Origin of the sequence: Streptomyces sp. NPDC004629, assembly GCF_042873595.1 — a bacterium.
GTDB lineage: Bacteria > Actinomycetota > Actinomycetes > Streptomycetales > Streptomycetaceae > Streptomyces.
In genome coordinates this window covers 291,460-317,927 of sequence record NZ_JBIALO010000006.1, presented here as the reverse complement: position 1 = coordinate 317,927, position 26,468 = coordinate 291,460, and the positions used below count along the sequence as shown (strand labels likewise).

The following is a 26,468-nucleotide window of genomic DNA, read 5'->3' as shown; positions in this document are numbered from 1 at the left end:
GGCACCGCGTCGTTCCCTCGTGGCCAACGGCCGGCGCCACTCATACGACGGTCGCCTGCCTGGGTGCGCCAGGGCATCCCGTCATGCCGACAGCGCGGGCACAGACAGCTCCAGCACCTGTGCCCGTTCTGCCGGTGTGGGATCAACTCACTTGAGACCCCGCAAAAAGACACCCCAAGCCTCCGGCGCGACGGCGAACCGCCCCGCGTCGGGGTTCTTGGAGTCACGGACGGCAACGAGCGCCTTGAGGTCGGCGACCTCGACGCAGTCGCCACCGTTGCTGCCGCTGTACGACGACTTGCGCCAAGCAGCCGTGCCGAGCGCGGCGCAGTCGCCGCCGTTGCTGCTGCTGTAGCTGGACTTGCGCCACGTCACGGTGCTGAGTTGCTGGCCGTTCTCCATAGCGTTCCTCCAACACGAGGGGTCGCTCTAGGTCACTTCAGGTCACGCAGAAACGCGGTCCATGCCTCCGATGCGACGGCGAACCTCCCGGCCTCGGGGTTCTTCGAGTCACGGACGGCAACGAGCGCCTTGAGGTCGGCGACCTCGACGCAGTCGCCACCGTTGCTGCTGCTGTAGCTGGACTTACGCCACGTCGCGCCTTTCAGCTGTCGGCTAGTCTCCATAGCAGTCCTCCATCACGTGGGCGATCAGGTCTGCCGAGTCTCGCACCGAGAGCGCGGCAGCCTGCAAATGATCGTAGTAGAGCCAACCGTCGCTGACACCATCCGGATTGGCCGTCATGTGCCCCTGGATGAAGTCCTCCGTGTAGACGATGTCCGGGTGGTCGTTGAAGCGCAAGAGGTTGAAGGCGCCTGGCAGTCCCGGGTGTTCACCGGCTGAGTATGGCAACACCTGAACCTTGACCCGGCGTTGAGTGCCGACGCTCAACAGGTGCGTGAGTTGTTCCCGCATCACCTCCCGTCCACCCATCGGCCGGTACAGCACTGCCTCGTCCAGTACCACCCACAGCAACGGTGGCTGCTCCTTCTGTAGGAGACGCTGCCGCTCCAGTCGAGCGGCGACCAACTCGTCGAGGTGCCCTGGCTCGGGTGCTCCTAGTACTGCACGGGCGTACTTCTCGGTCTGCAGCAGCCCGTATACGACCTGCGCCTGAAACGTGGAGATGTTCGTCGCCTCGGACTCCATCGCCGCGTACGGCTGAAACCACGTAGGCAACTGGCTCCGCAAGACCAGCCCCACCAACCGCGTGAAGCACCCGTCGGTCATGAGGGCCGCGTCGACCCGTTCGGCGAACTCTCTCGTCGGAACCTTGAGCGTGGTCTCGATCTGGCCGATCAGTGAACCCGTGCAGAAGACGATCCCGCCGAGTTCCTTCTGCGTCAGCCCCGCTTCTTCCCGTTTTCGGCGCAGTTCGTAGCCGAAGTAGTCCAACGGCGATGCGCTCGGGTCGAGTTCGCGGGTGCACCATGTAGCGGAGCGTAACCGAACCATTCCGTTCAGGTGGGGTAAATCACAAAACCGACCGACGCTTGCGACCGTACGTCTGCGGGCCGACATGGACGCGCTGCCCGTACAGGAGGAGACCGGACTCCCGTACGCATCCCAGTCGGACGGCGTCCCGGCAGGGCCTGGCCGTCGCCGAGGTGGTGACCTAGGTCGGGTCCGCACTGAACGGGCGGCGCCTGGTCGTCCTCGACCTCGCCGACGCCACCGACGACCTTGTCGATGTGATCGTCCTGCCCTGACCGCCGCGGGGCCGGGGGAACAGGGCTCAGCGGCCCAGCACCACCGTCCCCGACGAGCAGAACCACCCGCCGGTCCCGGACGCCAGCCCGAGCCGGGGCAACCGGCCGGCCGGGGAGCGCACCTGCCGCTCCCCGGCCTCGCCGCGCAGCTGTCGTACCGCCTCCACCAGCAGGAACAGCCCGCGCATGCCCGGATGCTGGGCCGACAGACCGCCGCCGTCCGTGTTCACCGGCAGCTGCCCGCCCCGCACCAGCAGCCGTCCCTGCTCCACGAACGCCCCGCCCTCCCCCTTCCCGCAGAACCCCAGGTCCTCCAGCGTCACCAGCGTCATATAGGTGAACGCGTCGTAGATCTCCGCGAAGTCGATCTCCTCGGGGCGCACGCCCGCCCGTTCGAAGGCGAGGCGTCCGCTCACCGCCGCCGGCGACACCGTGAAGTCCGGCCACTCGGACAGGGCGGCGTGCGAGACGTGCTCGCCGGTGCCGAGTACCCAGACGGGGGCCGTGCGGCAGTCCCGCGCCACCTCCTCGGACGCGAGGAGCACGGCCGCGCCCCCGTCGGAGCGGATGCAGCAGTGCAGCCGGGTGAACGGGTCGGCGATCATCGGTCCTGACAGGACGTCGTCGACCGTGATCGGGTCGCGGAACATCGCCTGCGGGTTCAGGGCCGCGTTCGCTCGCGCCTGCACCGCAACCTGGGCCAACTGCTCGACGGTCGTACCGTGTTCGATCATATGGCGGCGGGCGGCCATCGCGTACTTGGCGATCAGGGTGTGACCGTAGGGCACCTCGAACTGGAGCGGGCCGCCGCGGCCGAAGGACAGGTTGCCCGTGCGCCGCCCCGCCCTGACGTCCGCGCGGGCCGTCGAGCCGTAGACCAGCAGCACGGCCCGCGCGTGGCCCGCCGCTATCGCGTCGGCCGCGTGCGCGGCCATGACCTCCCAGGTCGAGCCGCCGACCGAGGTGGAGTCGACCCAGGTGGGGCGCAGGCCGAGATACTCCGCGACCTCCGCCGGTGCCAGCGTGCCCAGTCCCGCCGACGCGAAGCCGTCCACGACGCCGCGGTCGAGGCCGGCGTCCGCCAGCGCGCGGCGGGCGGCCTGCGCGTGCAGGGCGTAAGGGGTCGCGTCGTCCACCCGGCCGCAGTCCGAGAGCGCCGCCCCGACCACCGCCGTCCGCGTCCCGCCGCCCGATGACCTGCCGTCCGATGCCATGGCTCTGCCCTCCGGATGAACTGACGGTACATCAGATATGGGGCGGCGTGCGGCAGGTGTCGAGACCCTGGGCATCCGCCCCCGCGCCGCCTAATATGACGGCTCGTCAGATCCGGGGGAAGATGCTGAGGGAAGAGCTGAGGGAAGAGCCATGGACGCAACGCTCACCGCCGAACAGGACGAGATGCGGCGCACCCTGCGCGCCCTGCTCCGCGACCGCTGCGGCCCACACGACCTGCGCGCCGCCCTCGACACCCCGGCGGGACACGACGCCGCCCTGTGGCGCGCCTTCGCCGACCGGCTCGGCCTGCCCGGACTCGCCCTCCCCGAGGCGCACGGCGGTGTCGGCTGCACGGCCACCGAACTCGCCCTCGCCTGCGAGGAGACGGGCCGGGCCCTCGCCCCCTCGCCGCTCCTCGCCACCACCGTGCTGGTCGCACCGCTCGTCCTCGCCCTCGGCACCGACGCCCAGCGCGCCCGCCTGCTGCCCCGCCTCGCCTCCGGGGCGCTGACCGCCGCCCTCGCCGTACCCGGCACCGCGCTCGCCACCGCGCTCGCCCTGACCGGCGACAACGGCGGCGACTGGGCGGGTGGGGGCCGTGCGGGCGGCGTGCAGGCCCGGCGGACGGACGGCGGCTGGCGGCTGTACGGGGAGGTCCGGCAGGTGCTGGACGGCCACAGCGCCGGGCTGCTGCTGGTCGCCGCCCACACCGGGGGGTTCGCCCGCTCGCGGACCCGGCTCTATCTGGTGGCGGGGGACGCGGCCCGGATGACCCGCGGGCGGCAGACGGCGCTCGACGCCACCCGGCCGCAGGGATGGGTGCAACTACGGGACACGGCGGCCGAATTGCTCGGCGAAGGCGGCCAAGGCGAGGACGAGGGGGATGTGCTCGGTGCGCTCGGCGCGGCCGGGGACTCGGCCGCCGCCGTGCTGGCCGCCGAGGCCGTCGGGGCCGCCGACCGGGCGCTGGAGCGGACGGTCGACCACGTCCGGCAACGCGAGCAGTTCGGGCGGCCGATCGGCTCCTTCCAGGCCGTGAAACACCGGCTGGCCGACGTGTACGTGCAGGTCCAGGCGGCCCGCTCGGCGGCCTACTACGCGGCCTGGGCGACCGTCCACGGGGAGCGGGCGGGCGGGCTCGCGCTCGCGCAGGCGCTGGAGGCGCTGCGGTCGGCCGCGGGCGAGGCGATCCAGTTGCACGGCGGGATCGGGTTCACCTGGGAACACGAGGCCCATCTGTACTTCAAGCGGGCGGCGGGCGACGAACTGCTCCTCGGCCCTGCGCACCGCCTGCGCGGCCGGGCGGCCGACGGGGCGGGGCTGTTCTCGCGGACGGGATGACGGTCGGCTCCGCCTGGTGCAGCGGGGGTCTGCGGTGACCCGCGGGTCGGCTGGAGCGGCGTGCGGTGTGCTGCGCCGTCGTTCGTCTGCGGCGCCGTTGTGGCTGAGCGCGCAGTTCCCCGCGCCCCTTCGGGGCGCTGGCCATGCGTCGTCGCTGAAAGCTCCCGCGGGGAGGGCTTGGCGGGCCGTCGTTCGTCTGCGGCGCGGCCCGTCCGACGAGCAGGTTGAGTACCGCCTTACCGGCGGTCATGACTGCGGGAAGTCCACCACGGTCGATGCGGCCCCCGTAGCCCGCCATCGAGGCCAAGCGCGCCTTCTTCCGGGCCTGCGGGCTCATCCGCAGTAAGGGCTCCGGTCTGCAAGATGAGATGACACAGCGGGCTCGGCATGGGCGTCGCCGGGCCGACGCTGGAGAGGCCCCGACGCCGTACGCCGCGAAGCCGGAATCTTCGTATTCCAGCCGCGCTACAGCGGAGATCTCGCATCCCGCTCAGTCTCCGGAGGCCGCTCCGGAGACGCCAACGGTGTAGAAGACGGATCGGCGAGACTTTCCCGGATGACGAGTCGACTGGTCCGCAAGGCACCGTCGATCTGGGCCCGGATCTCTGGAGGGAGGACGCCAGATTGCAGAGCACAGACGCTCAGCAGGCCCAGGCAGCCTTTCGCCTCCGCTTCAGTAGCCAGCTCTCTGGACAGTGAGTGCGACAGGGCATCACGGGCGGCGTATCCGTCATTCGACTCAAGCGCTCGGCGGTGCAGGTCAGCGACCACTCGTCGTGCGGCCGGATCTTCGGGTGAGTCGATCAGGTCCAGTACGACGAGACCGAGCCGGGCGCGGAACGCTGCCAGGCCATCCAGAGCCGGGTAGTCGAGATACGCCGTGACGAGGTCCTGAAGGGGACGCTGCCACGGTCGCCCAGCGATGCGGTGACACAGCACGGTCAGGCTTCCCGCAACTATGGCTTCCTCCGGCTCTCCCGGCTTTGTCCCCATCAGCACATGATCGGCGTGGGTGGCGTCACCGTTTGCGAGAGCAGCGAGGACGGCGACTTGGCGGCCGTCAAGCATTCGTTGGGCGAGGCCACGGTGTTGCTGAATGTGATTGAGGGCATCGTCCCAGCGGCCGGCGCTCGTGAGCGCGCGTGTTCCGTCGGCGAGGAGGACCGCCCACAGCCAGGTGCGCACCTTCTTGTGGTCGGCTTCCGTCGCCACGAGGTTCGCGGGGATGGAAATACTCTCGATCCGCGCGGGCTTGTCGTGGGTGATGCTGTCGAACAGGGTCAGGAGGAGTTGGCGCCCCGTTTCCGGATGCCCGGCACGGAGCTGGAGGCGTGCCAGGTTGACAGCCGGTTCGAGTGCGCGCACGGCCGCCTCGGGGGACAAGGGCGTGGCGCACAGGTAGGCGGCAGCGTGTTGTGTGCACATGATGCGGGCGACATCGGGGAGTCCAGTGTCCGAGGCGATCAGCGCGGCCTGATTGAAGACCATGGAGGCCACGCTTAGGTCATTCTGCTTCTGAGCGGTGTCGGCGAGGTCGGCCAACGCCTGGACTCGCTGAGGCAGGGGGAGGCAGGCAGGGCGGGGACGAGCGACGAGCGGGAACCGCTGCGCGACGCTGTCACGGAGTTTCCACACGGTCCGCATTGCTCCTCTCTGTGGCGGGGTCCGGGCCGAAGACCACGATCCTCGCGGCTGCCGCGAGGGTGGCCTGTGCGCCGTAGGGAAGGCCGAGTCGGTTCCAGGCGAAGACCACATGATGAGCAAGGACATCCCTTAGCCCGCGGTGGAGCTGGCCGTTCTCGTTGAGACGGGCCAGGTCGCGCCCTGCATCGGTGTAGGCCGAAACCCATCCGGTGGCCGCTGCCAAAGGACCGCCGGGCTCCATCGCGTACTTGGGGTCCACGGAGAGCAAGCGGCGAACGGCGGTGTGCAACTTGTCGTTGCTGTTCTGCTCGGAGCCAGGTGGCAGAGCGCGGTGAGCGGCGACGCGTGCCCAGACGTCGCCCTGCTCGCACCAATCCAGCCCGGCGGCGCGCATCATGAGGCTGAACAGCATCAGGGAGGTTTCGCGTCTGTGCCGGGCGGCGTCACCGCGGAGGAAGTCCAGAAGGTTGCGGCTGTCGCGGTGGAAGAAGCGGTGTGCGGAGTCCATGGACTGAGCGCCGCCGAAGGCGTGCACCTCGGGCTCGTAGATGATCTCCGTCCACCCTGTGAGCCGGGCAGCTGAGATCAGCTCATCGAGACGCTGGTCTACGGGGTTCTCCGCGCCGGTGACAGGTATGTAGCGAATGCGCCAGCAGGGAATCTTGCGGATGATGAACCACGTGGTGATGGCGCCGACGGCCTCTGCGGTACGGAGAAGTGGGGCAAGCTCGGTAACGGCGGTGGTCTCGGCGTGCTCCCAGTCCGGGAACGCCACGTTGACCTGGCGCCAGGCAGGTTGGGTCATGAAGCGGTCCTCCGTGGTGTTCAGGCCAAGGCGAGGAAGGTGTCCCAGTGCGGGCGGGCGCGTGGTTCGAGCCGAGGGTGTGCAGGGCGAGTGCCGCGCCAGCGGTTCCGTCGAGGAGTTCCGGGTCGTGACCGTCTTGTTCGAGTGCCGTGATCAGCCGCTCGGCGAGGTGCGGTAGCTCTGCGGCGATCTCGGGGTTGTCGGTCTCGGCTGCCATTCGCCACGCCGCGTGCAGAAGTCCGGCCATGCCGTGGCACAGCCCGATCTCGGGGAGCAAAGCGTTCTGGTGCCGGTCGCGCAGGGCGTCGAGGATCGCGTTCTCTGCCAGCCGCACGCGGGTCGGGTCTCCGAGGGCGAGACCAGCCAGCTGCTGGGCCCGGGCGGTGCCACTGGCTCCGTAGCACCAGGAGGGCCGGGGGCGGAGTTCGGCGTGAACGTGTTGGTCGGCCGCTTGCTCCGCGGTGATCTGGCCCGGCCACCAGGGCTGGGTGTCGTTGCCCTGTCGCCAGCGGTCGGTCCATGCACAGATGCGTTCGATGGCATCGGCAAGGCCGGGCAGGGTCACCCTGTAGATCAAGGCCTGCGAGAGTACGGACAAGACAGCGCCGATGCCGTGGGCAAGCCCGAAGTTGCCATGTCCGCCGGGATAGTCAGGGTGGAGCGACCCGGTGGGGGCGACGTTCATCCACCAGGGAGGCAGTCCGGCCGGGTCGGGCAGGGGTTCGGTCAGCCGCACGAAGTAGGCCAGGATCTCGCGGGTGATCTCGTGGTGAGGGTGGCGGCTGAGGTGGTAGGCCCCGAGACCGGAGAGGCCCTGGATGAGGTCGAACTCCTCCATCGGTGGGCGCTCAGCACGGTCGATGCGCTGGTGGGCGGTGGCGAGCCGGGTTCTGGTGACAGCGAGGGTGGCCGCGTCCAGACGCTCCAGGAGCCGCAAGTATCGGGTTGAAGCGCTCGCCGCGCGGTGCGTGATGAACGCGATTGCGGGAGCACCGAAGTACAGGTTCGCGTTGGCCGCAGCGCTGATGTCGCCGTCCACAGCCGCAGCCAGCCATGCGTGCGCGATCTCCCAGGAACCGCGGCCGGCACGAGCCCGCTCGATGTGCAGAAGGGTGATGCCTGAAGCGCCTCCAGCGAGCGACTGGGGCCAGGCCCGGCCACCGCCGGGTCGGCCGTTCGGCCACGCGGTGGCCGGGTCAGCCAAGGCAGCGGCCACCTTGTCGGCGGCCGACAGCACGGCGGGAGCAGGGGCTGTCGTGGTCACGGTGTTCTCCTTGCTCGTACCGTCCAACTCAGGGCTGCGGCCCTGGCCAGGTGCAGGTGCGCGCGCTCCTCCGGAAGGCCGGGGCCCTGCCTCCGGACGTGGTGCAGGTGCAGAAGGTCGGGCAGCAGATCGCAGGGGTTCGTGTCCGTCTCCGCGAGTGCGCGGGCGTAGTTGGTCAGCGCCGTCCACCGCGCGGCCCACGCCGTGACGATTCGTTGGTCCAAACCGGCGGGGTGCGTGTGGACGAGGTCGACGGCCTGTCGGTAGACCGCGCGGGGAGGGGAGGTCGAGTTGGTTCGGGTGTGCTCGATGAACCAGTGCATCGCCGCGGCGCGGTCGCCCAGCAGGCCGGCGGCGATGTCCACCATGCTGGCAGCGGTCACCGCACGGGCGTCCGGCGTGTTCATCGCTCCTGCGGCGGCGAGTTGGGCCAGCGTGGCGGTGGAGTCGGCGGCGAAGTACGCCTCTGCCGCATCGATCGCTGCGAGGCCGCCGAACCGCGCGGTCTCTGGATGGTAGGTCTCCACGCTGGCGTGGGTGATCAGCCCACGGCGGCGAAGCTGCTCGGTCCACTCGCCGATGCGCTCGAAGGTCACACCGAGGGTTCTCGGTGCGCAGGTCAGGCGAAGGCGAAGGTGGTCGTCGGGGTCGGGATAGCGGACGAACCAGCAACGGGAGTCGCCCAGGTCGCTGAGCAGGGGCGGCAGGTGGCGGGTCAGGAGGGGGTCTTGCCGGTCTCGGCGTCCGTGGAGCTGGAGATAGAGACGGTTACCACTGCCGGGTAGGTGCCCGTGCTCGCGGGCCACGACATGCGGTGTTGTCGTACGCACGGGTGCGCGGTTCTGCTCTGTCATCAGGGGAATCACGACTTCGTGGGCACGGTCGCCGATCCATCCCAGCGCCTTGGGCCCTGGGGCAGGGTTCAGGGTCGCCCTGCCGTTGCGGTCGAGGTGGGAACGGAGCAGGGCCCGGTGGGAGGGCTCGGCCAAGTCCAGAGCAATGCGCTGGTCGGCCTCGCTCAGGTACACGTGCCGGGCAAGGTGCACGTCGCTGCACCACCGGGTCAGGACTTCGTCCCACTCCGGCCACGATGCCGACGCGTCGGGCAGGTCGTCCCGGTCGAGGAGCCAGCGAGCCGGGGACAGGATCGTGCGGCCATAGCGCAGCGCGGGCAGGAACGGAAGGTTCGAGGCAGCCGTGCCCCACAGGAACCCGGTGCAGGGCACGGCGAGCGCGACCGGTGCCTCGGCCAGAAACCGCGTGAGCGGATGGGAGTGCAGCCCGAGGTTCACGGCGTTGAGCAGCAGCGTGTGCACCGGGCGGCGACGAGAGAGCGAGACGAGGTGGAGCTGTTCGGCGTCGGCGGTGACGGCCAGGTCCGTCACCGGCATCAAGCGGGTATCCGGGCTCTGGTACTCGCCCAGTGAGATCACCAGATCGGTCGCCTGCGCGGCGCGTGCGACGTTTTCTGCACGGATGGATAGAGGGGTAGCACTGATCTGGGCCACGAGCGCGTTGCGGTGCACTCCCGGAAGCCCGGAGTACACGCCGGTCATGCGACGCCGGTCATCGTCGGACAGCAGGTCGAGAAAGCGGCCGGTGGTGGACCCGGCCGAACGCGCCACGCCGACGACATGCAGGGTGAACTCGCCTCGCTGGAGCGCGGCGGCGTCAACGGCCTCGATGCGTACGGTCACCTCGGTGCTGGGCTGGACCGGGTGGCCGGTTTCGGTGGTGGCCAGGTCTTCCAGCGTGGCGTCGTCGAGCACGACCTCAGTACGGCCTTGGACTGCGGCGGCGTGGGCGAGCTTGATGAGGCGGCTGTCCCGATCGGGCAGGGGGGAGAGCGCCGGCGCGGTGGTGGCGCCGAGGTAGCCGGGCGGGTACCCCAGCGCGTCAATGGTGTCCAGGACGGGGACGATCGCCCGGGGCCCGTACCGGTCGAGGAACCGGGCGTGCCATTCGGTCCAGCCGGTCAGTGCGGAGCGGGGCGCGAGTCGGGTGAGGGCTCTCGCTGCCGTGGCCGTCTCGTGGGCCACCACGTCCGGGATGGTCAGGTCCCAGTCCAGGCGAAGGTCGATCACGGGCCGGCGAGTATCGTCCAGCTCGCTCTTCTCGGCAGCGGACAGGTGATGTGCGTGGTCGTTGAGGCCAGTGAGCGGGTCGGACGTCGTCATCGCGGGGCGCAGACTGGTGAGCAGAACCCGTTGCTGGACCAAGCCCGCGAGGAGCGTGTCTATCGCCGCGGGCGGGGCGTCGGGGAAGTCGACGGCGAGCTTCGCCGCGAGGTCACTCCACGGGATCGGGCTCCGTGCGCCGTTCAGGGCTCCGCGCACGGGCGCCGTCATGCGTATCCGTACGTGCTCGGGGCCGACATCGCGTTTCCCGCTGGGCCGATGCTCGATCACCACGTGATCGTCGTGTTCGACGGCGAGGTTGGAAGTGAGTAATTTCAGGTGGGGTTGTAGTGCGGGGTGATGCTCGAAACGGTCGGCCAGGATCGCGGCGTGTGCGGCGTCTGCTCTGGTCGTGGGGCGGTGCGCGCGGCCGATGCGCACCACGGGCGTGGCCCCTGTTCGCGCGGCTGCAACCCCGGCGAACAGACCGAACGGCGTGGCTCGTCTCCGGGCGCGCAGCAGGTAGCGCAGAACGGCGAGTACGGTACGGCGCACGGTGGCATCCGGCAGCGGGCGGCCGGCGCAGACCTGTTCGACTCGGCCCGCAAGGTCGGGACTGGCAGCCATGATGGCAGCGGCGAACTCGGAGCTGGACCAGATCTGTTGTAGCCACGTTCGCCACGATGCTGCGTTCGCCGCGGCGCTCACGAGGTCGGGCCAGTCGATCTGCTGGTCAGGGTGGCCCGCAGCGCCCCGGATCAGCGCTGCATCGGCATGGCGGTACATGTGCCTCTCCTGTGGCCGTACCGTGTCCGGTCGCGCCCTGGGCCGGGCGCGACCGGACACCGCGAACAAAGCGGTCGATCCCGCTACGGGCAGCTCACGCACGCCGTGGCGCACGTGGAGTTGCAGCCGTCGCTCGTCAGGCGGATCAGCTGGTCTGCTGCGGGGCCGCCTTCGACGATGGTGATGTCGAGGTCCCAGTCCGCCGACTCACCGGACGGCGTCAGGGCGGCGTCCTGCTGCACGGGCGTCGGCGGACTTTCCATCTGGACGGTCATGTATGCCTCCTTGGGGCAGGTGAGGGATGGTGCAAGGTCCCGGAGCCCGAGGGCCCCGGCGTCTTAGGTCCAGGTCGCCGTGACGATGCCGTGGCGGCGCAGCACGGCGTCCTCCGGCAAGGGGGTGGGGGCGGGGCCCGGCAGGTAGCGGAACGTCGCGGCTCCCCGTCGGCGGTGGTTCTGCGCCCAGCGGCGGAGCAGGTCCGCGTACTGGTCGGCGAGTGCTTCGGCCTGCGAGCCGTGGGCGATCACGCCGCTCTCGAAGCCGCCGGTGTCGGCGTTCTCGCGGCGTGTGCGGTAGGCGATGCTGTCCCGGCTCACCAGGGCGGGCACACCCTTGAGGGCAGATGCTTCAACAAGCCCGCTGTCAACGACGACCTGAGCGGCGTGGAGACGGGCCGGGCTCTGGAGCTTGAGCGTGAGGAAGAGATCCAGCTCGTCGGGCAGGTCGTACGCAGCACCAGACCAACGCTCCAGCCGGGGCACGCCGAGGGCCGCGTTGAGCGCTTGGGGCTCCAGGGACACTCGTACGTCGTCGGTCTGCAGAGCGACGCCCTCTCGCAGCATCACCTTGCGCTCGTCGGCCGCACCCTCGCCCTGCATGGAAACAAAGCGCGCCAAGCCGTAGGAGCGGCTGATCAGGCCGTCTTCGTCGCGGTCGAAGGCGATGCTGCGGGTCGTGCCGCACACAGTCAGTGGGACGACGAGCCGGCCCTTCTCCGTGAGTCCACTGATCCACGACGGAGGGATGTCCCATGCCGCCACGGTCACGATGATCCGGTCATACGGAGCGCCGTCGGGTACGCCGTGCTCACCGTCGTCGAGGACCGTCTTCACCTGGGAGTACCCGGCGTAGTCGAGGCACTGGCGGGCTCGGTCGATGACGTCGCGGTCGATGTCGACGGTGGTGACCTCGCCCTCGCTGCCCACCAGCTCCTGAAGATAGGCGGCGTTGACCCCGCCGGACCCGATCTCCAGGACCTTCATACCGGGCTCGACTTCGGCCTGCTCCAGCATGACGGCCTGGAGATGGGCCGCGGACATGACGCTGATGTCCATACCGTGCTTGTCCTTCTTGACCGGCACGGTGCGGTGCAGGCTGTACGCCAGCTCCGGGGACGCATCCGGCGCAAACTTGTGCCGGGGAACAGAGGCGAAGGCGGCGGCGACGGGCTCGGTCTTGACCCCGCTCTCGTCGCGGAGCGCGCGGACCATCTCCGCTCGTAGCGCGTCCGGATCGCGAACAGTCGAGTCATCAATAGCAGTCATCCGATTACCTACTTCTGTTGGGAGGGTTGGTGCTTGCGACGGCCCAACTCGGCTTGCAGTCGGCGAAGACGCTAGCCAGGACGCCACCTCAGTGAGGCGACTACGCGCCGTCGTGGGTGGCAGCGCTCGGAGTCCGGCTGATGGGCCGGCCCGGCACAGCAGCTGGGCGGCGATGGCCGCATCCACGGCGACCATTACGACCTCCTGGCAGGAGCGTTGAAGATGCACCAGGTCATCTCGCCGTCGTCGCTCACGCCCCAGTCGCGCGCCAGGACGGCGACGAGGAACAGCCCGCGGCCGGACGTGTCGTCGGGCTGAGCGTTGGTGAGCGCCGGCTCGGGGTTGCCGTCGGAGACCTCTACCCGCACATCGTCGTCGGCGTAGAGGATCTTGAGGCCGGCGTCTCCTCGGCCGTACCGGATCGCGTTGGTGACGAGTTCGGAGACGGCGAGCACCACGTTCTCCACGGTCGGCTCGGATACGTGCCACAGGCGAAGGTGCGCTGCCGTGATTCGGCGCATGCGGCCGACTTGCGCCTTGTCCGGCGTGAAGGCCACCGCGAAGCCCCGGCTGGTCTGCTGCCTCAAGTCTGAAGCGACCGTGACGACGGTTCCGGCGGGGGTCATCGGCAGTCTCCCAGGTGGCGTACGCGAGGGGGGCACTTGTGCGGGTTACTGGCGTCTGCGTGGGCAGGTTGAGCCGTAGCGGCGCCGTGTGAAGGCCGCCCGCGGGATGAGGGGGACCGGCCGACACGCGAAGCGCGCTTGCTCAACTGCTCTCGGTGGCGAACAAGTTGGAGTATGGCCGCCGGATCGCTCCCCATGTAACGCTCACAACGGAAGTGTCCGCATGGACCTTTCGGGCTCCGGTCAGTGCGTAACCCGGAACCCGTTCCGCCGTGTAACGTCCCTTGCGGTCGCGAAGCGCCAGCAAGGACATTGGCCGCACTCGTCCAAGGGGAGCGCCAGCATGACGAACGAGTCGATACCGGCCGAGCAGAATGGCGAGGTCGAGGGAGGGCCGACAGCACGGCGGCGTCAACTGGGCTTTCGCCTTCTCGCACTCAGAAAGGAGTGCGGGCTGTCAGCCGAAGCTGCTGGACAACGGGCCGGTGTGTCGAAGGCAACGGTCAGCCGCTACGAGCAGGCCAAAGGGAACGTTCGCTGGAACCAGGTCAAGCAGCTCTGCGAGGTCTATGCAGCCTCCGCGGAGGAGACGGCCGAGCTGATCGACCTGGCGAAGAACAGCAAGGTCACGGAGGGATGGTGGGTTCCGTACGCCGGAAAGATCTCGGACCCGATGCGGATGCTGCTCCCGCTTGAGAATGAGGCGCAGTCCATCTGGCACGTCTCTATGGGCGTCGTTCCGGGGCTCTTGCAGACCAGGCGATACGCCACGGCGATCAAGGCAACGCCGGGGAACGCCCTGGAGCCTGAGAGGGTGACCGAGTTCCTGGATATGAGGATGCAGCGACAGCAGATCCTCGAACGCGAGTCTCCTCCGGCGTACCACGTCGTTCTGGACGAGAGTGTGCTTCGGCGCAAGGTCGGCGGTCCCGACGTCATGGCAGAGCAGCTTGATTTGCTACTGGACCGTCGTCAGGAGCAGAACATCACCATTCAGGTACTGCCGTTCGCGGCCGGTGCCTACAGCGCTGCGCTGACCAGTTTCATCGTCTACGGCGGACCGGACCCCTCACTGGACGTCATCTTCATAGAGAACGCGGTGGGTTCCTTGTTCCTGGAGGCAGAGGACGCGCGCGAGGCGTACGGGCACGCTCGCGCCTTCCTGCGCGACGAAGCGCTGGACCCTGATTCCTCGGCGGAGTTGATCGCCGAGGCCCGAAAGAGGCACCTGCAAGATCAGAAGTAGCGAGGAAATCATCCGTGGCCGAACAGACCCAGGAACCGCAGTGGTTCAAGAGCAGTTACAGCGGCACTCCCGACAATGAATGCGTAGAGGTAGCCGAGATGCCCGAGGGACCGTGGGTCCGAGATTCCAAGAGGCCCGACGGCCCGCACGCAGTTTTCTCGCGCGCCGCGTGGGCCACCTTCACCGAGAACATCCGCTCCCCGAAGGCACCCACGCGCGATTGACGTAGCGATCATGTTGCACGGCCCGGCCCGTCATGGACGCCGGGCCGTCGTGTCAGGTCCCGAGAGGCCGTTCGGTCAGCTCTCCCGCGACCACGTGGAAACCGGTGGCGTCGGGCGGACCAGCCTCGGGAAAGTCTGTGCAGCAGATTCTCGATGCGGACAATCGGAAGACGCGAGTGTTGTCCGCATAAGGGTGCCGAAGGGGAAGACATGCCACAGAAGCCCAAGCCCCTGGACGAGACGAAGTCGATGCGCGCCTGGTGGGGCAAGGAACTCCGCAACTGGCGGGAAGCGCGAGGTATGTCGAGCCGTGAGTTAGGCGCGAGGGTGCACCTCAGCGCCACATCGATCGAACGCATCGAGAAGGACGAGCGCCCGTGCAACGCCAACCTGGTCAACCAGCTCGACGATGCTGTGCAGGCCGGCGGAGCACTGCGACGGCTCTGGCGCCTCGTCGAAGAGGAAGCGGACAAGCGGACCGCTGATGCGGACAAGACCCCTGGCGGACCGACTCTTGACGGCATCGGGACACCGGCCACGGGCATGCTTGGACTTATCCCGCCCGTGATTTCGGATCGGAGTCTGTCACCAGTGGAGCGCCGTGCCTTCTTCACCCTCGGCGGCATAGCCGCCCTTGCCCCCGGAGCGTTCATCGACCTACTCCCTGGATCGGGACCAACCGCGCTCCCCAAGATCGTTCGCCCCGAGGACATCGAGCAAGTCGGGACGGCCGCCGACACTCTGGCCGGATGGGACAACCTCTACGGCGGTGGGGGGATCGCGCGCAGTTCCTCTGCCGGGCTGTTCATCTGGGCCAAGGGGCTGCTTGCCACGAAGTACCCCCCGCAGTTGGAGTCAGACCTATATACCGCCGTCGGGCGCCTTTCCATGGTGATGGGAGCGAGCGCATTCGACGCGTACGAGCACCATGACGCCACCGAGCTGTTGAGGTTCGGGTGCAGAGCAGGCGAACAACTGGCACCTGCGGGCCGCGGTCCTCAACTGGCGAGCCCGGCATGAGATCTGGTGCGAAAGGCCCGATGAGGGCCTGACCCACGCGGAGAACGGCCTTGTGCGAGCGGACCGTCTTACGCATCGGGAGCAGGCCATGCTTCACAACGCCAGGGCCCGGGCCTGGGCGAAGATGCAGAGGCCGAAGGAGGCGCTGGCTGCCATCAGGCAGTCGGACGCGGTCTTCGACCGTGCTCGCGATGGGGAGGACGTCCCGTGGATGGCCTATTACGACGAGGCTCAGCACCATGGGGATACCGGACATGCGGCGTTCGACGTCGCGCTCATGCCAGGGCAGTCCCCCTCCTTGGCCATTTCTCGTCTGAAGACCGCGATCGAAGGCCACACGGACGACTACGTACGCTCGCGTGCGCTATCGGGCACCAAGCTGGCGACGCTGACCATGGCCACCGGGGACCCGCAACAAGCGGTGGTCATCGCCAACCGCGCCCTGGACGAGGTAGGGAGGCTCCGTTCCAAACGAGCCGCAACAGACATGGAGGATTTGTCCAAAGCGTCCGCGCGGTATGCCCGGAGACCGGAGGTAGCTGAGCTGAGGGGCCGGATCACCACTACGGTCCTCGCATGACCACGACGCGCGCCGAGGAGTCCTTCGCCGTCCTTCAGGAAGTGACAGCCGCTGCCGGGCTGTCGGCCGAGGGGGCTGAACCCATCCGGCTCGCCGAGAACGACTTGTGGCGGCTTCCAGCCGGAGTCGTCGTGCGCATCGCACGAGCGGGGCAAGACGAAGCGGCAGCCCGAGAAGTGGCCGTGGCGCGCTGGCTGGCTGAGAACAACGTCCCGGCCGTGCGCCCGATACAGCGGGATCAACCTGTGCATGTCGGCGGCCGAGCCGCCACCTTCTGGGAGATCCTGCTTCCCCACCGGCACGGCACCGAAGCTGACCTTGCACCGCTTCTGCGCCAGATGCATCGACTGCCCAAGCCGACTTTCCCCATTGGTCGGCTACAGCCGTTCGTTCGTATTGCCGAACGCCTCGCTGCCGCGCGCTCAGCGAACGATGATGACCGGAAGTGGCTCCTCGATCGGCTCGACGAACTCAAACAACAGTGGGGCAACCTTCCAGCCGGGCTTCCGCACTGCGTGATCCACGGCGACGCCTGGGGCGGCAACTGCGCTGTGACCGCCGAAGGGGCGCTGCTCTTGGATTTCGAGCGCACTTCAATCGGACCACCCGAGTGGGATCTGACCTCCACCGCGGTCGCCTTCGACACCTTCGGCACACTGTCCGCAGCCGAGTACGCGGCCTACTGCGAGCAGTACGGCCACGACGTCAGGGAGTGGGCGGGGTACGCGACGCTCCGCGGCATCCGGGAATTACGCCTCGTGACATTCGCTCTTCAGATCGCGGACCACAATGACGGCGCCCTTGAGCAGGCCCGCTATCGCATCGAGTGCGTGCGTGGCCTACGCGGGCCACGGCCTTGGCGATGGGAAGCTGTGGGGTGAGCCGGTCCCCTGCGCCCTCAGGGAACGCGACGAGCCGTGCTCAGGGCCGTCGCCGATGTCGTCGTAACCGTGCTCGGTGGTACGGGACCGCTCGCTGGCCGCGCAGGGGCGTGCACAGCACGGCGGGCGGCGGCCCACCCTGTGGACCGCCGCCCGCAATGCAAGACAGGACTTGGGGTGCCCGGGATAAAGGAACCGTTGGAAAGTTTGGCTATTTCGTCGGTTTTCTGCCGGTTACGCCCAGGTGAACCAACAGCGCGACATTCGGCTTGAGTTCGGCCTGCTTCACGCCCCAGGACTGGAAGCCCTTCTGGTGCGAGGCCACCGCGGCGAGCATCGCGACCAGCGAACCCGCGACGGCCGCGGGATTGACGTCCTTGTCGACCCGGCCCTTCGCCTGGAGTTCGGCGATGGACTCGGAGAGGGAGTTGTTCACCGAGTTCAGGATCTTCATACGGATCTTGTAGAACCGTTTGTCCCCCTCGGCGGCGCCGAGGTCCACGACCCGCAGGATCGCGTCGTTCTTGCGCCAGAAATCCAGGAACCCTTCCACGAGTTCCTGCGCGGTCTGCCAGCCGGCCTTGCCGGTCCAGGTCCGTCCCGCCAGCAGTTCGGTCAAACCGGCACCCTCGGCGGCCATTTGCTCGGCGATCTCCAGGACGGCACCTTCGACGTCCGGGAAGTACTGGTAGAAGGTCGCGGGCGAAGTCCCTGCCTTCCGGGCGACATCGATGACCTTGACGTCCCGGTAGGGGGAGGAGCTGAGCATCTCGCTGAGGCAGTCGAGCAGCTTCTGCCGGGTCGCCTGCCCACGCCGGCCGGCCACGCGGCCGTCGACGGTACGCACTTGTCCTGTCATGCCGTCAGCTTACCGAGGGGTGATGAGAGCGCGATTCGGCCGACTGCAAATGGGGTGCACAGGGGTACGAAGGATGGTGTGCCTGGTCTGCGGGGTGCGCGCGACCCGGTTACTTTGGCGACATGGCCGAAAACAGGGCATCGGTGTACGGAGAGGGCGTCCCGTGCTGGGTGGACGCGCAGCTTCCCGACGTGGCGGCGGGCCGGCGGTTCTACGGTGAGCTGTTCGGATGGACCTTCGACGAGGAGGTGCCCGCGTCCGCGTCCGCCGTGTGGGCGCGCAAGGACGGCTCACCTGTGGCGGGGCTCACATACAAGACGGACGGCCGGATGCCCACCGTCTGGACGGTGTACTTCGCGACACCCGACGCCCGGGCGCTGTGCGGGCGCATCAGCGCGGCCGGCGGGCAGATCGTCACGGCCCCGGTAGCCGTCGACGGCCTGGGTACGGCCGCCCTGGCCGCCGACCCGGAGGGCGCCGTCTTCGGCCTGTGGCAGGCCGGCGGCCACCCGGGGTTCGGGCGCCGGCACGAGGTCGGCACCTTCGGCTGGGCCGAGCTGTACTCCCGGGACACCGAGGCCGCCAACGCCTTCTACGGGGGTCTCTTCCACGACGCCCTGTTCGGCGCCGACGCCGAGCCGGACTTCGGCCGCGCCCCCGTCTCGGACGTCTTCCCGGCCGAGATGCCGCCGCACTTCCTCGTCCATTTCCTGGTCGCCGACTGCGAGCGGGCGCTGGGCACGGTACAACGGCTGGGTGGGCGGGTGCAGGCGCCGGTCTTCGACGCGTCGTATGGACGTGTGGCCGTTGTCACGGACAATCAGGGGGCGTCCTTCGCGCTGCTGGAGCGCTGATGCGTCAGCGCTGCCACGGCACCGGCATATCGGTGGAATGTCTTACTTGTCATGAGACACCCCCAATGTCGCCGGGTTCGCAACCTGTGCCCGCGACAGGAAGAATCGGGGTGCGTGCCGCCACGGCGGTGCGGTGGTGAGACGCTGCACTGGGTCGCGTACATATGGAGGTGGCGCGGCTCGTACGGGGAGGTGGCAGGCAAGTGGTGGATCAGCTGACGCAGCACGACCCACGGCGGATCGGGCCGTTCGAGGTGCTGGGGCGGCTGGGTGCCGGCGGCATGGGGCTGGTCTACCTCGCGCGCTCGGCGTCCGGGCGCCGCGTGGCGATCAAGACGGTCCGCACGGAACTCGCCGAGGACCAGCTCTTCCGGGTCCGTTTCACCCGAGAGGTGGAGGCGGCGCGGGCGGTCTCCGGCTTCTACACCGCCGCGGTCGTCGACGCCGACCCGCGGGCCGCGGTGCCGTGGCTGGCCACGGCGTACGTCCCCGCGCCGTCCCTCGAAGAGATAGTGAACGAGTGCGGGCCGCTGCCGGCCCAGGCGGTGCGCTGGCTCGCCGCGGGCGTCGCCGAGGCGCTGCAGTCCATCCACGGCGCCGGGCTCGTCCACCGCGACCTCAAGCCCTCCAACGTGCTCGTCGTCGAGGACGGCCCCCGCGTCATCGACTTCGGCATCGCCTCCGGTGTTTCGAACACCCGTCTGACCATGACGAACGTCGCCGTCGGCACGCCCGCCTACATGTCACCCGAGCAGGCCAAGGACTCCCGCAGCGTCACGGGCGCCAGCGATGTCTTCTCCCTCGGTTCGATGCTCGTCTTCGCCGCCACCGGGCACCCGCCCTTCCACGGCGCCAACCCCGTCGAGACCGTCTTCATGCTGCTGCGCGAGGGCCCCGACCTGGAGGGACTTCCGGACGAACTGCGCCCGCTGATCGAGGCCTGCATGCAGATGGAGGCCACCGGCCGCCCCAACCCGGCCGACCTCCAGGCCCAGCTCGCCCCGCACCTGTTCGGCTCGGGCTCCGACGACAGCGGTACCGCCTCGGCCTGGCTGCCCGAGAAGGCCGTCGCCCTCATCGAGACCCGCCGCGGCGGGCGCCCCGCGGTCCAGCCCCCGCCCATCGGCCCGCGCAGCGGCGGCCGGCCCGCCGTACCCACGGTGCCGCCCCCGCCCGCGCACGACCCGGTGATCCCCGCGCCCCCCGCCCCGGTCCCGGTCGGCGCCCCCGACGCCGGGCCGGTACGGCTGGCCGGCGCCCAGGTGCCCATCGGGCCCGGCCCGCGCGTCGCCGACGCCCGCGCCGCCGCGGTCAAGGCGCCGCCGCCGGAGGCCGGACTGGTCGCCAACTGGTCCCGGCCCCGCCCCGGGGTCAACGGCGCCGACCCCGCCGTACCGGCGGCCCCGCCCGCGCCCCCGGAGACCGCGGCGGGCTGGCGCCCCTGGCGTTTCCGCATGTCCAACGACGTCTGGGGCACCCCGTCCGTGGCCGGCGACCTCGTCTACGTCACCTCCTTCGAGGTGCACGCACTCGACGTGGCCACCGGCCGGCGCCGCTTCAAGACCCGGGACGTGGCCTGGTCGATGGCGGTCGCGGACGGCCGTATCCACGCCTCCGACGGCCCCACCCTGTTCGCCCTGGACGCCCGCGAGGGCACCGACCTGTGGCGGCTGTCCACGGACGCCTGGGTGTACTCCCTGAAGGCCGACCGGGGCACCGTCGTCACCGGCACCCGCGGCGGCGGCGCCCAGGGCTGGGAGGCGGCCGGCGGGCAGAAGCTGTGGGAGATCGCCGGCTGCCAGACCGACTTCGAGTCCCCCGAGTCCGGGCCCGCCGTCCACGACGGGACCGTGTTCGTCTGGCAGGACGCCCGGCTGCGCGCCCTGGAGGCGCGCACCGGCGAGGAGCGCTGGGCGTACCCGATCGGCGACGCCGCCTCCTGCGGCATGGTGCCGGTGCGGCTGACCCACGCCCCCGACGGCTGTGTGTACGTCTCCGCGGGCTCCCGTGTCCTCGCCATCGACGTGGCGAGCGGCATGGTGCGCTGGCACTTCGAGGCCCCTGCGGTCTTTCTGTGCCCGCCGGCCTTCGTGCCCGGCCCCGCCGTCGCCGGCGGCGGCATCTACCTGGCCGACTACCTGGGCACGGTCTACGCCCTCGACGCCGCCGACGGCCGCGACCGCTGGCGCATCGCCACGGAGGCCCGGTCCTCGATCGAGCCGGTGCTGGTCGCCGCGGGCCACGTCCATGTCGGCAGCGGCAAGGGTCTGTACACCCTGGACGCCGTCACCGGCACCCCCAAATGGCGCTTCCAGGCGGGCGGCGACATCGTCGGCTCCCCGGCGGTCGCCGAGGGCCGGATCCACTTCGGCTCCACCGACCACCTGCTGTACACGCTCAAGGCCGACGACGGCCGGCTGCGCTGGAAGCTGGCCACCGGCGGGGAGATCACCGGGTCCCCGGTGGTGACGGACGGGGTGGTGTACGCGTGCAGCAAGGACCGCTGCGTGTACGCGCTGGACGCGGAGAAGGGCACGGGCACTGCGCGTTGAGCGTTCAGCGGGGTTAGGTGGCTGTTCGGCCGCGGCTGCGCTGTGGCTGGTCGCGCAGTTCCCCGCGCCCCTTACGGGGCGCGCCCCTTCGGGGCATGGGTTGGCTGCTCCACGGTCGCCGTTTGGTGACATGGTCGTGACAGGGCGTCGTTAGGGTGGCGGCATGCAGTCACGGGGGCGCACACTCACGTTCGCAGCGGTATCGGTGCTGGTCATCCTTTCGCTGACCGGATTCTCCACGGGACGTCACGGCCGCGGTCACCACGACAGCGACAGCGACGGCGGGGGCGGTTGCAGCAGTTCCAGCCAGGACCACGACACGTCGTCGTCCTCGTCCGGCGGCTCCGGCTCGTACCGGGACACCTACGACGACGATGACACCTACGACAGCGACGACACCTACGGCAGCGACGACACCTACGGCAGCGGCGGCACCGGCACGGGTACGACCGCGCCGGCGTCGGCGGACGCGACGGTGAGGCTGCTGAGCTGCGCGTCGAAGAAGGCGCCGTACGCGACCGTGGAGGTCGAGAACCCCCATGGCACACCCGGGACGTTCGCCGTCACCGTCGCCTTCGAGGACGCGCGCGGCAAACGGATCGCCTCCGAGGTCGAGGAGGTCGACGTGTCCGCGCACGACACGGCCACGGTGAACGTGTACGTCGCCGGCTCCGCCCTCGCGGCCCGGGTCGGCCACTGCGACCCGGACCCGACCGCCCCGGCCGTGTGACCCGGCCGCCCGCCGCGGGGCCGTGTCTCACCGGGTACGGAACTCCCCGGAGCGGCGGGCGGCGAACAGCTCCGCCTGGCGGTGCGCGGGCAGGTTGCCGAGCGAGACGAGGTGCGGGGCCTGGGCGAACCCCTGGGCCAGCGCACCCTCCCGGGCGGCCCACAGTGCCCGCACCGTCCCCTGCACCGCCTCGGCCGGATACCCGGCCATGACCGCGGCGCAGGCCCGCGCGGCGGCCAACGCCCCGCCGGGCTCGGTGAGTTCGGAGACCAGGCCGATCTCGTGGGCCCGCCGCGCGGAGATCCGCTCGGCGCCGCCCATGAGCATCATCCGGGCAACCTCCCCGAACGGCATCCGCTGGGCCATCAGCACCGACTCATAGGCGCTGACCATGCCGTAGGCGGTGTGCGGGTCGAAGAAAACGGCGCTCGGGTCGGCGATGACGAAGTCGGCCTCCCCGAGCAGGTAGAACGCGCCCCCGCAGGCCATCCCGCGCACCGCCGCGACGACCGGCTTCCACAGGTCGTTCGTCTTCGGGCCGATCCCGAGCAGCGGATCGTCCTGCATGTACGGCGACGAGGGCTGCGGCACCACGGCGTCCCGGTCGATCCCGGTGCTGAAGGCCCGCTCACCGGCCCCGGTCAGGACGAGTGCCCGTACGGTGTCGTCGAACCGCAACGCCCGCCAGGCAGCGGCGAGTTCGCCGGCCATGGCGAGGTCGATGGCGTTCAGCCGGGCCGGCCGGTCCAGGGTGACGACGGCGACGCCGGTGTCCGGGTCGGCGCTGACGCGGACCGCGGTCATGGGCGCTCCAGGGTCCACTGGGGCAGACAGGTGCCGTCGTCCAGGGTGCTGAAGACCACCTGCACCCGGGCCCCGATCCGGATCCGCTTTGCCGGTACGGAGTCGAGCGGCGCCCCCGGCCCGGCGACCAGGTTCCCGACGAGCCGGATGCGGGGCGCGTCGTCGAGTTCGACCACGATCACGTTGTACGGCGCCTGCGCGGCATAGTCGGGCAGCAGCGGCGGATGGGGCAGCACGTACGACCACACGCGCCCGCGCCCCGAGGCCGCCCGCCACTCGTGGGCGAAGGACTGGCAGTGCGGGCAGCAGGGGCGGGGCGGGAACCGGGGTTCGCCGCAGTCGGCGCAGGTCTGGACGCGGAGTTCGCCCCGGGCGGCGTACTCCCAGAAGGGGGCGCCGTCGGCGTCGGTGACGGGGGTCAGCACAGCGGTGTCAACTCCTGTTCGTCAGAAGGAGGGCGGAGGTGGGCACGCCCTCGCCGGCCGTGACCAGGCAGGCGGCGGCCCCCGGGACCTGGGCGGTGCTGGTCCCGCGCAGTTGTCTGACGCCTTCGGTGATCAGGTTGAAGCCGTGCACGTACGCCTCCGACAGCCCGCCGCCCCCGGTGTTGACGGGCAGCCGCCCGCCGGTCTCCAGCGCACCGCCCTCGGTGAACGCGCCGCCCTCGCCCCGCCCGCAGAAGCCGTACCCCTCAAGGGAGAGCGGGATGAGCGCGGTGAACGCGTCGTAGATCTGGGCGACGTCGATGTCGTCCGGGGTGAGGTCGGCGTGCTTCCACAGGTGCCGGGCGGCGGTCCAGGCCGGGCCGGTGAGGGGGTCGTCGGTCCAGTAGTTGACCATGCCGTGGTGCTGGGCGGGCAGACCCTGGGCGGCGGAGTGGACGTAGACGGGGGCGCGCCGGCAGTCCCGGGCGCGGTCCCGGGAGACGACGATGCAGGCCAGCGCCCCGTCGGTCTCCAGGCAGTTGTCGAAGAGGCAGAGCGGTTCGCTGATCCACCGGGAGGTCATGTACATCTCGCGGGTCAGCGGCCGTTCGTACATCACGGCCGCCGGATTCTGGTTGGCGCGGTTGCGGCAGGCGAGGGCGACGTTGAAGAGGTGGTCGCGGGTCGCGCCGTACTCGTGCATGTAGCGGCGGGCGAGCAGGGCGATCTCGTCCACCGGGCGCAGCAGCCCGTAGGGGCGGGTCCACTGGGCGGGCGTGGGGAGTTGGGCCGTGGTGTCGGTCCAGGGGCGGGGGCCGCTGCCGCGTTTGCGGGACCGCCAGGCGACCCCGACCGTGGCCTGTCCGGCGGCGATGGCGGCGGCGAGATGGGCGACGGTGGCGCAGGAACCGCCGCCGCCGTACCCGGCCTTGCTGAAGAAGGTGAGGTCGCCGAGCCCGACGGCCTTGGCCAGTTCCACCTCGTCGGTCTCCTCCATGGTGTAGGAGGCGAGGGCGTCGACCTCGCCGGGGGCGATCCCGGCGTCGTCGAGGGCGGCGAGTACGGCCCGGCAGGCGAGGGTCTTCTCGTCCTCCGAAAGATGCCTGGCGAACGGCGTCTGCCCGATGCCGACGATCGCGGTGGCGTCCTTCAGACCGTTTCCCGTCATGGTGCCCGCCCCTTCGCCCGGTGGCCGCCCGGCCGCCCGAGGGCCGGCCCGGCGCTGTGCTGACAGTCCGTCAGGCTACCGCTAATCTGACGGACAGTCAGCTATGCGTCGGGAGGCTCGGGGAGGCCGGTTGTGGGCGGTGACATGCAGTGGGGCAGCATTCCGGACCTGGTGCGAGCGGCGGCCGAGCGGTACGCGGACACCGAGGCCGTGGTCGACGGCCGCAGCCGCGTCTCGTACGCGGAACTCGGCGCCCGCGTCGACCGTGCGGCGGCGGCCTGCGTCGCCGCCGGCACCGGCATCGGCGACCGGGTGGCGATCTGGGCGCCCAACTCCCTCGACTGGATCGTGGCGGCGCTCGGCGCGGTGTCCGCCGGTGCGGTCCTCGTCCCGCTCAACACGCGCTTCAAGGGCGCCGAGGCGGCGGACGTGCTGCGCCGCAGCGGGGCCCGGCTGCTGTTCGTGACCGGCACCTTCCTCGGCACCTCGTACGTGGCGTCGCTGCGCCGGGCGGCGGCCGCAGGCGAGGGGACGGCGGGGCCGCTGCCCGGACTGCCCGAGCTGGAACAGGTGGTGGTCCTCGCCGACGACGCCCCGGCCGACTTCCGCACCTGGCGGGACTTCCTGGCGAGCGGCGAGGGCGTGGGCCGGGCCGAACTGACCGCGCGTGCCGGGCGCCTGGACGGCGGGTCCCTGTCCGACATCGTCTTCACCTCGGGAACCACGGGCCGCCCCAAGGGCGCGATGATCACCCACGCGCAGACACTGCGCGCCTACGACATCTGGGCCGACCTGGCCGGCCTGCGCGCCCGCGACCGCTACCTCATCGTCAACCCCTTCTTCCACACCTTCGGCTACAAGGCGGGCGTGATCGCCTGTCTCACGCGGGGCGCGACGATGATCCCGCAGCCCGTGTTCGATGTGGAGACGGCGCTGGCGAACATCGCCGCGGAACGGGTCACCGTCCTGCCCGGCCCGCCGACCCTCCTGCAGTCGCTGCTCGACCACCCGGCCCGGACCGGCCACGACCTGTCGGCGCTGCGTCTCGTGGTGACGGGCGCGGCGGTCGTCCCGCTGCGACTGGTGGAGCGGCTGCGCGGCGAACTCGGCGTGGAGACGGTGCTGACAGCGTACGGGCTGTCGGAGGCGAGCGGCATGGCGACGATGTGCCGGCGCGGCGACGCGCCGACGGTGATCGCGTCGACGTCGGGCCGGGCGATCCCCGGTACCCGGGTCCGGGTCGTGGACCCGGCGGGCACGCCGGTGCCCACCGGCACCCCCGGCGAGGTGCTGGTCCAGGGCTTCCACGTGATGCGCGGCTACTACCGGGACGCGGCGGCGACGGCCGAGGCGATGACGTCGGACGGCTGGCTGCGCACCGGCGACGTGGGCGTCCTCGACGCCGCCGGCAATCTGCGCATCACCGACCGGCTGAAGGACATGTTCATCGTCGGCGGCTTCAACGCCTACCCGGCCGAGATCGAGCAACTCCTCGCCCTGCACCCGGACGTGGCCGACGCGGCGGTGATCGGCGTCCCCGACCCGCGGCTCGGCGAGGTCGGCAAGGCATTCGTGGTCCGCCGCCCGGGCGCCCATCTCACCGCCGACGACCTGATCGCCTGGTCCCGCCGGGAAATGGCCAACTACAAGGTCCCGAGAACGGTCCAGTTCCTGGGAGCCCTGCCACGCAACGCGAGCGGCAAGCTGCTGAAGGCCGAACTCCGCGGACGCTGAGGGCCCGCACGGCCGCCCGCCGCCGGACACGCCTCGCCCGCCCGCCCCCGGACACGCCTCGGCCGCGGCGGCTCCCCCTCCGCGCCGCCGCGGCCGGTCCCCGTCAGAGGAAGGTCTACTTGTCGTCCAGGTCCAGCGCGGGCGGCGCCGGCATGGCGTTGTTCAGCGTGCTGATCGTCTCGTCCTTGACGGGCTCGCTGGGCATGGCGTTGTTGAGTGTGGTGATCGTCTCGTCGTCGGCGGGCGGCGTGGGCATCGCGTTGTTCTTCTTCGAGACGGTCGCGTCCTGCTTCTGGTCGCTCATGGGCCTGAATCCCTCTGTTCGGTGACGAGTGAGGAA

General features: G+C 70.1%; 25 protein-coding genes and 1 pseudogene. 10 read left to right on the top strand and 16 right to left on the bottom strand.

What is annotated here, in order from left to right; all coding sequences use genetic code 11:
* Positions 1-147 precede the first annotated feature (147 nt).
* The 4 genes from ACFYTE_RS11955 to ACFYTE_RS11940 form a co-directional block, all read right to left on the bottom strand.
* Positions 148-402 (bottom strand): DUF397 domain-containing protein, encoded by a 255-nt coding sequence (locus ACFYTE_RS11955; protein ID WP_388708261.1) that lies wholly within the window; start codon positions 400-402, stop codon positions 148-150.
* Between the two features lie 32 nt (positions 403-434).
* Entirely contained in the window at positions 435-626 is a 192-nt protein-coding gene (locus ACFYTE_RS11950) for a DUF397 domain-containing protein (protein ID WP_388708258.1), read from the bottom strand.
* On the bottom strand, positions 616-1,455 hold the full coding sequence (locus tag ACFYTE_RS11945) for a Scr1 family TA system antitoxin-like transcriptional regulator (protein ID WP_388708255.1): 840 nt from the start codon (positions 1,453-1,455) through the stop codon (positions 616-618). Before ACFYTE_RS11945 ends, ACFYTE_RS11950 begins: the two co-directional genes overlap by 11 nt.
* 280 nt (positions 1,456-1,735) lie before the next feature.
* Positions 1,736-2,923 carry an acetyl-CoA acetyltransferase gene (locus ACFYTE_RS11940; protein WP_388708252.1) on the bottom strand — a complete coding sequence of 396 codons (1,188 nt, stop codon included), beginning with the start codon at positions 2,921-2,923 and terminating at the stop codon, positions 1,736-1,738.
* Between the two features lie 151 nt (positions 2,924-3,074).
* Between ACFYTE_RS11940 and ACFYTE_RS11935 the strand changes: the two genes are divergently transcribed.
* Positions 3,075-4,265 (top strand): acyl-CoA dehydrogenase family protein, encoded by a 1,191-nt coding sequence (locus ACFYTE_RS11935; RefSeq protein ID WP_388708249.1) that lies wholly within the window; start codon positions 3,075-3,077, stop codon positions 4,263-4,265.
* A gap of 465 nt (positions 4,266-4,730) precedes the next feature.
* Here ACFYTE_RS11935 and ACFYTE_RS11930 read toward each other — a convergent pair whose 3' ends face one another.
* From ACFYTE_RS11930 to ACFYTE_RS11900, 7 genes and pseudogenes are all read right to left on the bottom strand, one after another.
* Positions 4,731-5,807, bottom strand: coding sequence for a hypothetical protein (locus tag ACFYTE_RS11930; protein WP_388708247.1), 1,077 nt, complete (start codon positions 5,805-5,807; stop codon positions 4,731-4,733).
* A 76-nt stretch (positions 5,808-5,883) separates the two neighbouring features.
* Positions 5,884-6,714 (bottom strand): thiopeptide-type bacteriocin biosynthesis protein, encoded by an 831-nt coding sequence (locus ACFYTE_RS11925; RefSeq protein WP_388708246.1) that lies wholly within the window; start codon positions 6,712-6,714, stop codon positions 5,884-5,886.
* A 127-nt stretch (positions 6,715-6,841) separates the two neighbouring features.
* Positions 6,842-7,930 (bottom strand): annotated as a pseudogene (locus tag ACFYTE_RS11920) (lanthionine synthetase C family protein); the annotation flags it as partial.
* 44 nt (positions 7,931-7,974) lie between these two features.
* A complete protein-coding gene (locus ACFYTE_RS11915) occupies positions 7,975-10,722 on the bottom strand; it encodes a lantibiotic dehydratase (RefSeq protein ID WP_388708245.1) in 2,748 nt (915 codons plus the stop codon).
* 242 nt (positions 10,723-10,964) lie between these two features.
* Positions 10,965-11,156 (bottom strand): FxLD family lanthipeptide, encoded by a 192-nt coding sequence (locus ACFYTE_RS11910; protein ID WP_388708242.1) that lies wholly within the window; start codon positions 11,154-11,156, stop codon positions 10,965-10,967.
* A gap of 63 nt (positions 11,157-11,219) precedes the next feature.
* On the bottom strand, positions 11,220-12,425 hold the full coding sequence (gene fxlM / locus ACFYTE_RS11905; protein ID WP_388708240.1) for a methyltransferase, FxLD system: 1,206 nt from the start codon (positions 12,423-12,425) through the stop codon (positions 11,220-11,222).
* Between the two features lie 194 nt (positions 12,426-12,619).
* Positions 12,620-13,051 (bottom strand): ATP-binding protein, encoded by a 432-nt coding sequence (locus ACFYTE_RS11900; protein WP_388708238.1) that lies wholly within the window; start codon positions 13,049-13,051, stop codon positions 12,620-12,622.
* 343 nt (positions 13,052-13,394) lie between these two features.
* Here ACFYTE_RS11900 and ACFYTE_RS11895 point away from each other — a divergent pair, with 343 nt between their 5' ends.
* From ACFYTE_RS11895 to ACFYTE_RS11875, 5 genes are all read left to right on the top strand, one after another.
* Positions 13,395-14,297, top strand: a complete 903-nt coding sequence (locus ACFYTE_RS11895; protein WP_388708236.1) for a helix-turn-helix domain-containing protein — start codon at positions 13,395-13,397, stop codon at positions 14,295-14,297.
* Positions 14,298-14,311: 14 nt separating this feature from the next.
* Positions 14,312-14,521 carry a DUF397 domain-containing protein gene (locus ACFYTE_RS11890; RefSeq protein WP_388708233.1) on the top strand — a complete coding sequence of 70 codons (210 nt, stop codon included), beginning with the start codon at positions 14,312-14,314 and terminating at the stop codon, positions 14,519-14,521.
* A gap of 210 nt (positions 14,522-14,731) precedes the next feature.
* Complete coding sequence (locus ACFYTE_RS11885; RefSeq protein WP_388708230.1) at positions 14,732-15,541, top strand: helix-turn-helix domain-containing protein; 810 nt, start codon at positions 14,732-14,734, stop codon at positions 15,539-15,541.
* An 88-nt stretch (positions 15,542-15,629) separates the two neighbouring features.
* Positions 15,630-16,121 carry a hypothetical protein gene (locus ACFYTE_RS11880; RefSeq protein WP_388708228.1) on the top strand — a complete coding sequence of 164 codons (492 nt, stop codon included), beginning with the start codon at positions 15,630-15,632 and terminating at the stop codon, positions 16,119-16,121.
* Positions 16,118-17,002: a phosphotransferase family protein gene (locus tag ACFYTE_RS11875; RefSeq protein ID WP_388708226.1), complete on the top strand. Its 885-nt coding sequence runs from the start codon at positions 16,118-16,120 to the stop codon at positions 17,000-17,002. Before ACFYTE_RS11880 ends, ACFYTE_RS11875 begins: the two co-directional genes overlap by 4 nt.
* 211 nt (positions 17,003-17,213) lie before the next feature.
* Here ACFYTE_RS11875 and ACFYTE_RS11870 read toward each other — a convergent pair whose 3' ends face one another.
* Positions 17,214-17,861, bottom strand: coding sequence for a TetR family transcriptional regulator (locus ACFYTE_RS11870; protein ID WP_388708224.1), 648 nt, complete (start codon positions 17,859-17,861; stop codon positions 17,214-17,216).
* A gap of 122 nt (positions 17,862-17,983) precedes the next feature.
* Here ACFYTE_RS11870 and ACFYTE_RS11865 point away from each other — a divergent pair, with 122 nt between their 5' ends.
* The 3 genes from ACFYTE_RS11865 (at position 17,984) to ACFYTE_RS11855 (ending at position 21,997) form a co-directional block, all read left to right on the top strand.
* On the top strand, positions 17,984-18,715 hold the full coding sequence (locus ACFYTE_RS11865; protein ID WP_388708222.1) for a VOC family protein: 732 nt from the start codon (positions 17,984-17,986) through the stop codon (positions 18,713-18,715).
* A 203-nt stretch (positions 18,716-18,918) separates the two neighbouring features.
* The gene (locus ACFYTE_RS11860) at positions 18,919-21,267 is read left to right on the top strand and encodes a PQQ-binding-like beta-propeller repeat protein (RefSeq protein WP_388708220.1); all 2,349 of its coding nucleotides are present in this window, start codon (positions 18,919-18,921) and stop codon (positions 21,265-21,267) included.
* Positions 21,268-21,430: 163 nt separating this feature from the next.
* The gene (locus tag ACFYTE_RS11855) at positions 21,431-21,997 is read left to right on the top strand and encodes a hypothetical protein (RefSeq protein ID WP_388708217.1); all 567 of its coding nucleotides are present in this window, start codon (positions 21,431-21,433) and stop codon (positions 21,995-21,997) included.
* Positions 21,998-22,024: 27 nt separating this feature from the next.
* Here ACFYTE_RS11855 and ACFYTE_RS11850 read toward each other — a convergent pair whose 3' ends face one another.
* From ACFYTE_RS11850 to ACFYTE_RS11840, 3 genes are read right to left on the bottom strand one after another with little or no spacing between them, the layout of a single operon-like run.
* Positions 22,025-22,801, bottom strand: a complete 777-nt coding sequence (locus tag ACFYTE_RS11850; RefSeq protein ID WP_388708215.1) for an enoyl-CoA hydratase/isomerase family protein — start codon at positions 22,799-22,801, stop codon at positions 22,025-22,027.
* Positions 22,798-23,226 carry a Zn-ribbon domain-containing OB-fold protein gene (locus ACFYTE_RS11845; RefSeq protein WP_388708212.1) on the bottom strand — a complete coding sequence of 143 codons (429 nt, stop codon included), beginning with the start codon at positions 23,224-23,226 and terminating at the stop codon, positions 22,798-22,800. The genes ACFYTE_RS11850 and ACFYTE_RS11845 overlap by 4 nt, the downstream gene beginning before the upstream one ends.
* Before the next feature lie 7 nt (positions 23,227-23,233).
* Positions 23,234-24,394 (bottom strand): lipid-transfer protein, encoded by a 1,161-nt coding sequence (locus tag ACFYTE_RS11840; protein WP_388708210.1) that lies wholly within the window; start codon positions 24,392-24,394, stop codon positions 23,234-23,236.
* Positions 24,395-24,538: 144 nt separating this feature from the next.
* On the opposite strand from ACFYTE_RS11840, the gene ACFYTE_RS11835 reads away from it, so the two are divergent.
* Positions 24,539-26,128, top strand: a complete 1,590-nt coding sequence (locus ACFYTE_RS11835) for a FadD3 family acyl-CoA ligase (RefSeq protein WP_388708388.1) — start codon at positions 24,539-24,541, stop codon at positions 26,126-26,128.
* A 115-nt stretch (positions 26,129-26,243) separates the two neighbouring features.
* On the opposite strand, the gene ACFYTE_RS11830 is transcribed toward ACFYTE_RS11835, so the two are convergent.
* Positions 26,244-26,432 carry a hypothetical protein gene (locus ACFYTE_RS11830; RefSeq protein ID WP_388708207.1) on the bottom strand — a complete coding sequence of 63 codons (189 nt, stop codon included), beginning with the start codon at positions 26,430-26,432 and terminating at the stop codon, positions 26,244-26,246.
* Positions 26,433-26,468 lie beyond the last annotated feature (36 nt).

Bases quoted from the DNA above. Each gene is read 5' to 3' on its own strand.
- ACFYTE_RS11935 (WP_388708249.1), top strand. From the start codon at position 3,075: ATGGACGCAACGCTCACCGCCGAACAGGACGAGATGCGGCGCACCCTG.
- ACFYTE_RS11870 (WP_388708224.1), bottom strand. From the start codon at position 17,861: ATGACAGGACAAGTGCGTACCGTCGACGGCCGCGTGGCCGGCCGGCGT.
- ACFYTE_RS11900 (WP_388708238.1), bottom strand. From the start codon at position 13,051: ATGACCCCCGCCGGAACCGTCGTCACGGTCGCTTCAGACTTGAGGCAG.
- ACFYTE_RS11865 (WP_388708222.1), top strand. From the start codon at position 17,984: ATGGCCGAAAACAGGGCATCGGTGTACGGAGAGGGCGTCCCGTGCTGG.
- ACFYTE_RS11915 (WP_388708245.1), bottom strand. From the start codon at position 10,722: ATGGCTGCCAGTCCCGACCTTGCGGGCCGAGTCGAACAGGTCTGCGCC.
- ACFYTE_RS11855 (WP_388708217.1), top strand. From the start codon at position 21,431: ATGCAGTCACGGGGGCGCACACTCACGTTCGCAGCGGTATCGGTGCTG.
- ACFYTE_RS11875 (WP_388708226.1), top strand. From the start codon at position 16,118: ATGACCACGACGCGCGCCGAGGAGTCCTTCGCCGTCCTTCAGGAAGTG.
- ACFYTE_RS11895 (WP_388708236.1), top strand. From the start codon at position 13,395: ATGACGAACGAGTCGATACCGGCCGAGCAGAATGGCGAGGTCGAGGGA.
- ACFYTE_RS11840 (WP_388708210.1), bottom strand. From the start codon at position 24,394: ATGACGGGAAACGGTCTGAAGGACGCCACCGCGATCGTCGGCATCGGG.
- fxlM (WP_388708240.1), bottom strand. From the start codon at position 12,425: ATGACTGCTATTGATGACTCGACTGTTCGCGATCCGGACGCGCTACGA.
- ACFYTE_RS11910 (WP_388708242.1), bottom strand. From the start codon at position 11,156: ATGACCGTCCAGATGGAAAGTCCGCCGACGCCCGTGCAGCAGGACGCC.
- ACFYTE_RS11835 (WP_388708388.1), top strand. From the start codon at position 24,539: ATGCAGTGGGGCAGCATTCCGGACCTGGTGCGAGCGGCGGCCGAGCGG.
- ACFYTE_RS11955 (WP_388708261.1), bottom strand. From the start codon at position 402: ATGGAGAACGGCCAGCAACTCAGCACCGTGACGTGGCGCAAGTCCAGC.
- ACFYTE_RS11940 (WP_388708252.1), bottom strand. From the start codon at position 2,923: ATGGCATCGGACGGCAGGTCATCGGGCGGCGGGACGCGGACGGCGGTG.
- ACFYTE_RS11830 (WP_388708207.1), bottom strand. From the start codon at position 26,432: ATGAGCGACCAGAAGCAGGACGCGACCGTCTCGAAGAAGAACAACGCG.
- ACFYTE_RS11850 (WP_388708215.1), bottom strand. From the start codon at position 22,801: ATGACCGCGGTCCGCGTCAGCGCCGACCCGGACACCGGCGTCGCCGTC.
- ACFYTE_RS11880 (WP_388708228.1), top strand. From the start codon at position 15,630: ATGCTTCACAACGCCAGGGCCCGGGCCTGGGCGAAGATGCAGAGGCCG.
- ACFYTE_RS11945 (WP_388708255.1), bottom strand. From the start codon at position 1,455: ATGGTTCGGTTACGCTCCGCTACATGGTGCACCCGCGAACTCGACCCG.
- ACFYTE_RS11885 (WP_388708230.1), top strand. From the start codon at position 14,732: ATGCCACAGAAGCCCAAGCCCCTGGACGAGACGAAGTCGATGCGCGCC.
- ACFYTE_RS11925 (WP_388708246.1), bottom strand. From the start codon at position 6,714: ATGACCCAACCTGCCTGGCGCCAGGTCAACGTGGCGTTCCCGGACTGG.
- ACFYTE_RS11950 (WP_388708258.1), bottom strand. From the start codon at position 626: ATGGAGACTAGCCGACAGCTGAAAGGCGCGACGTGGCGTAAGTCCAGC.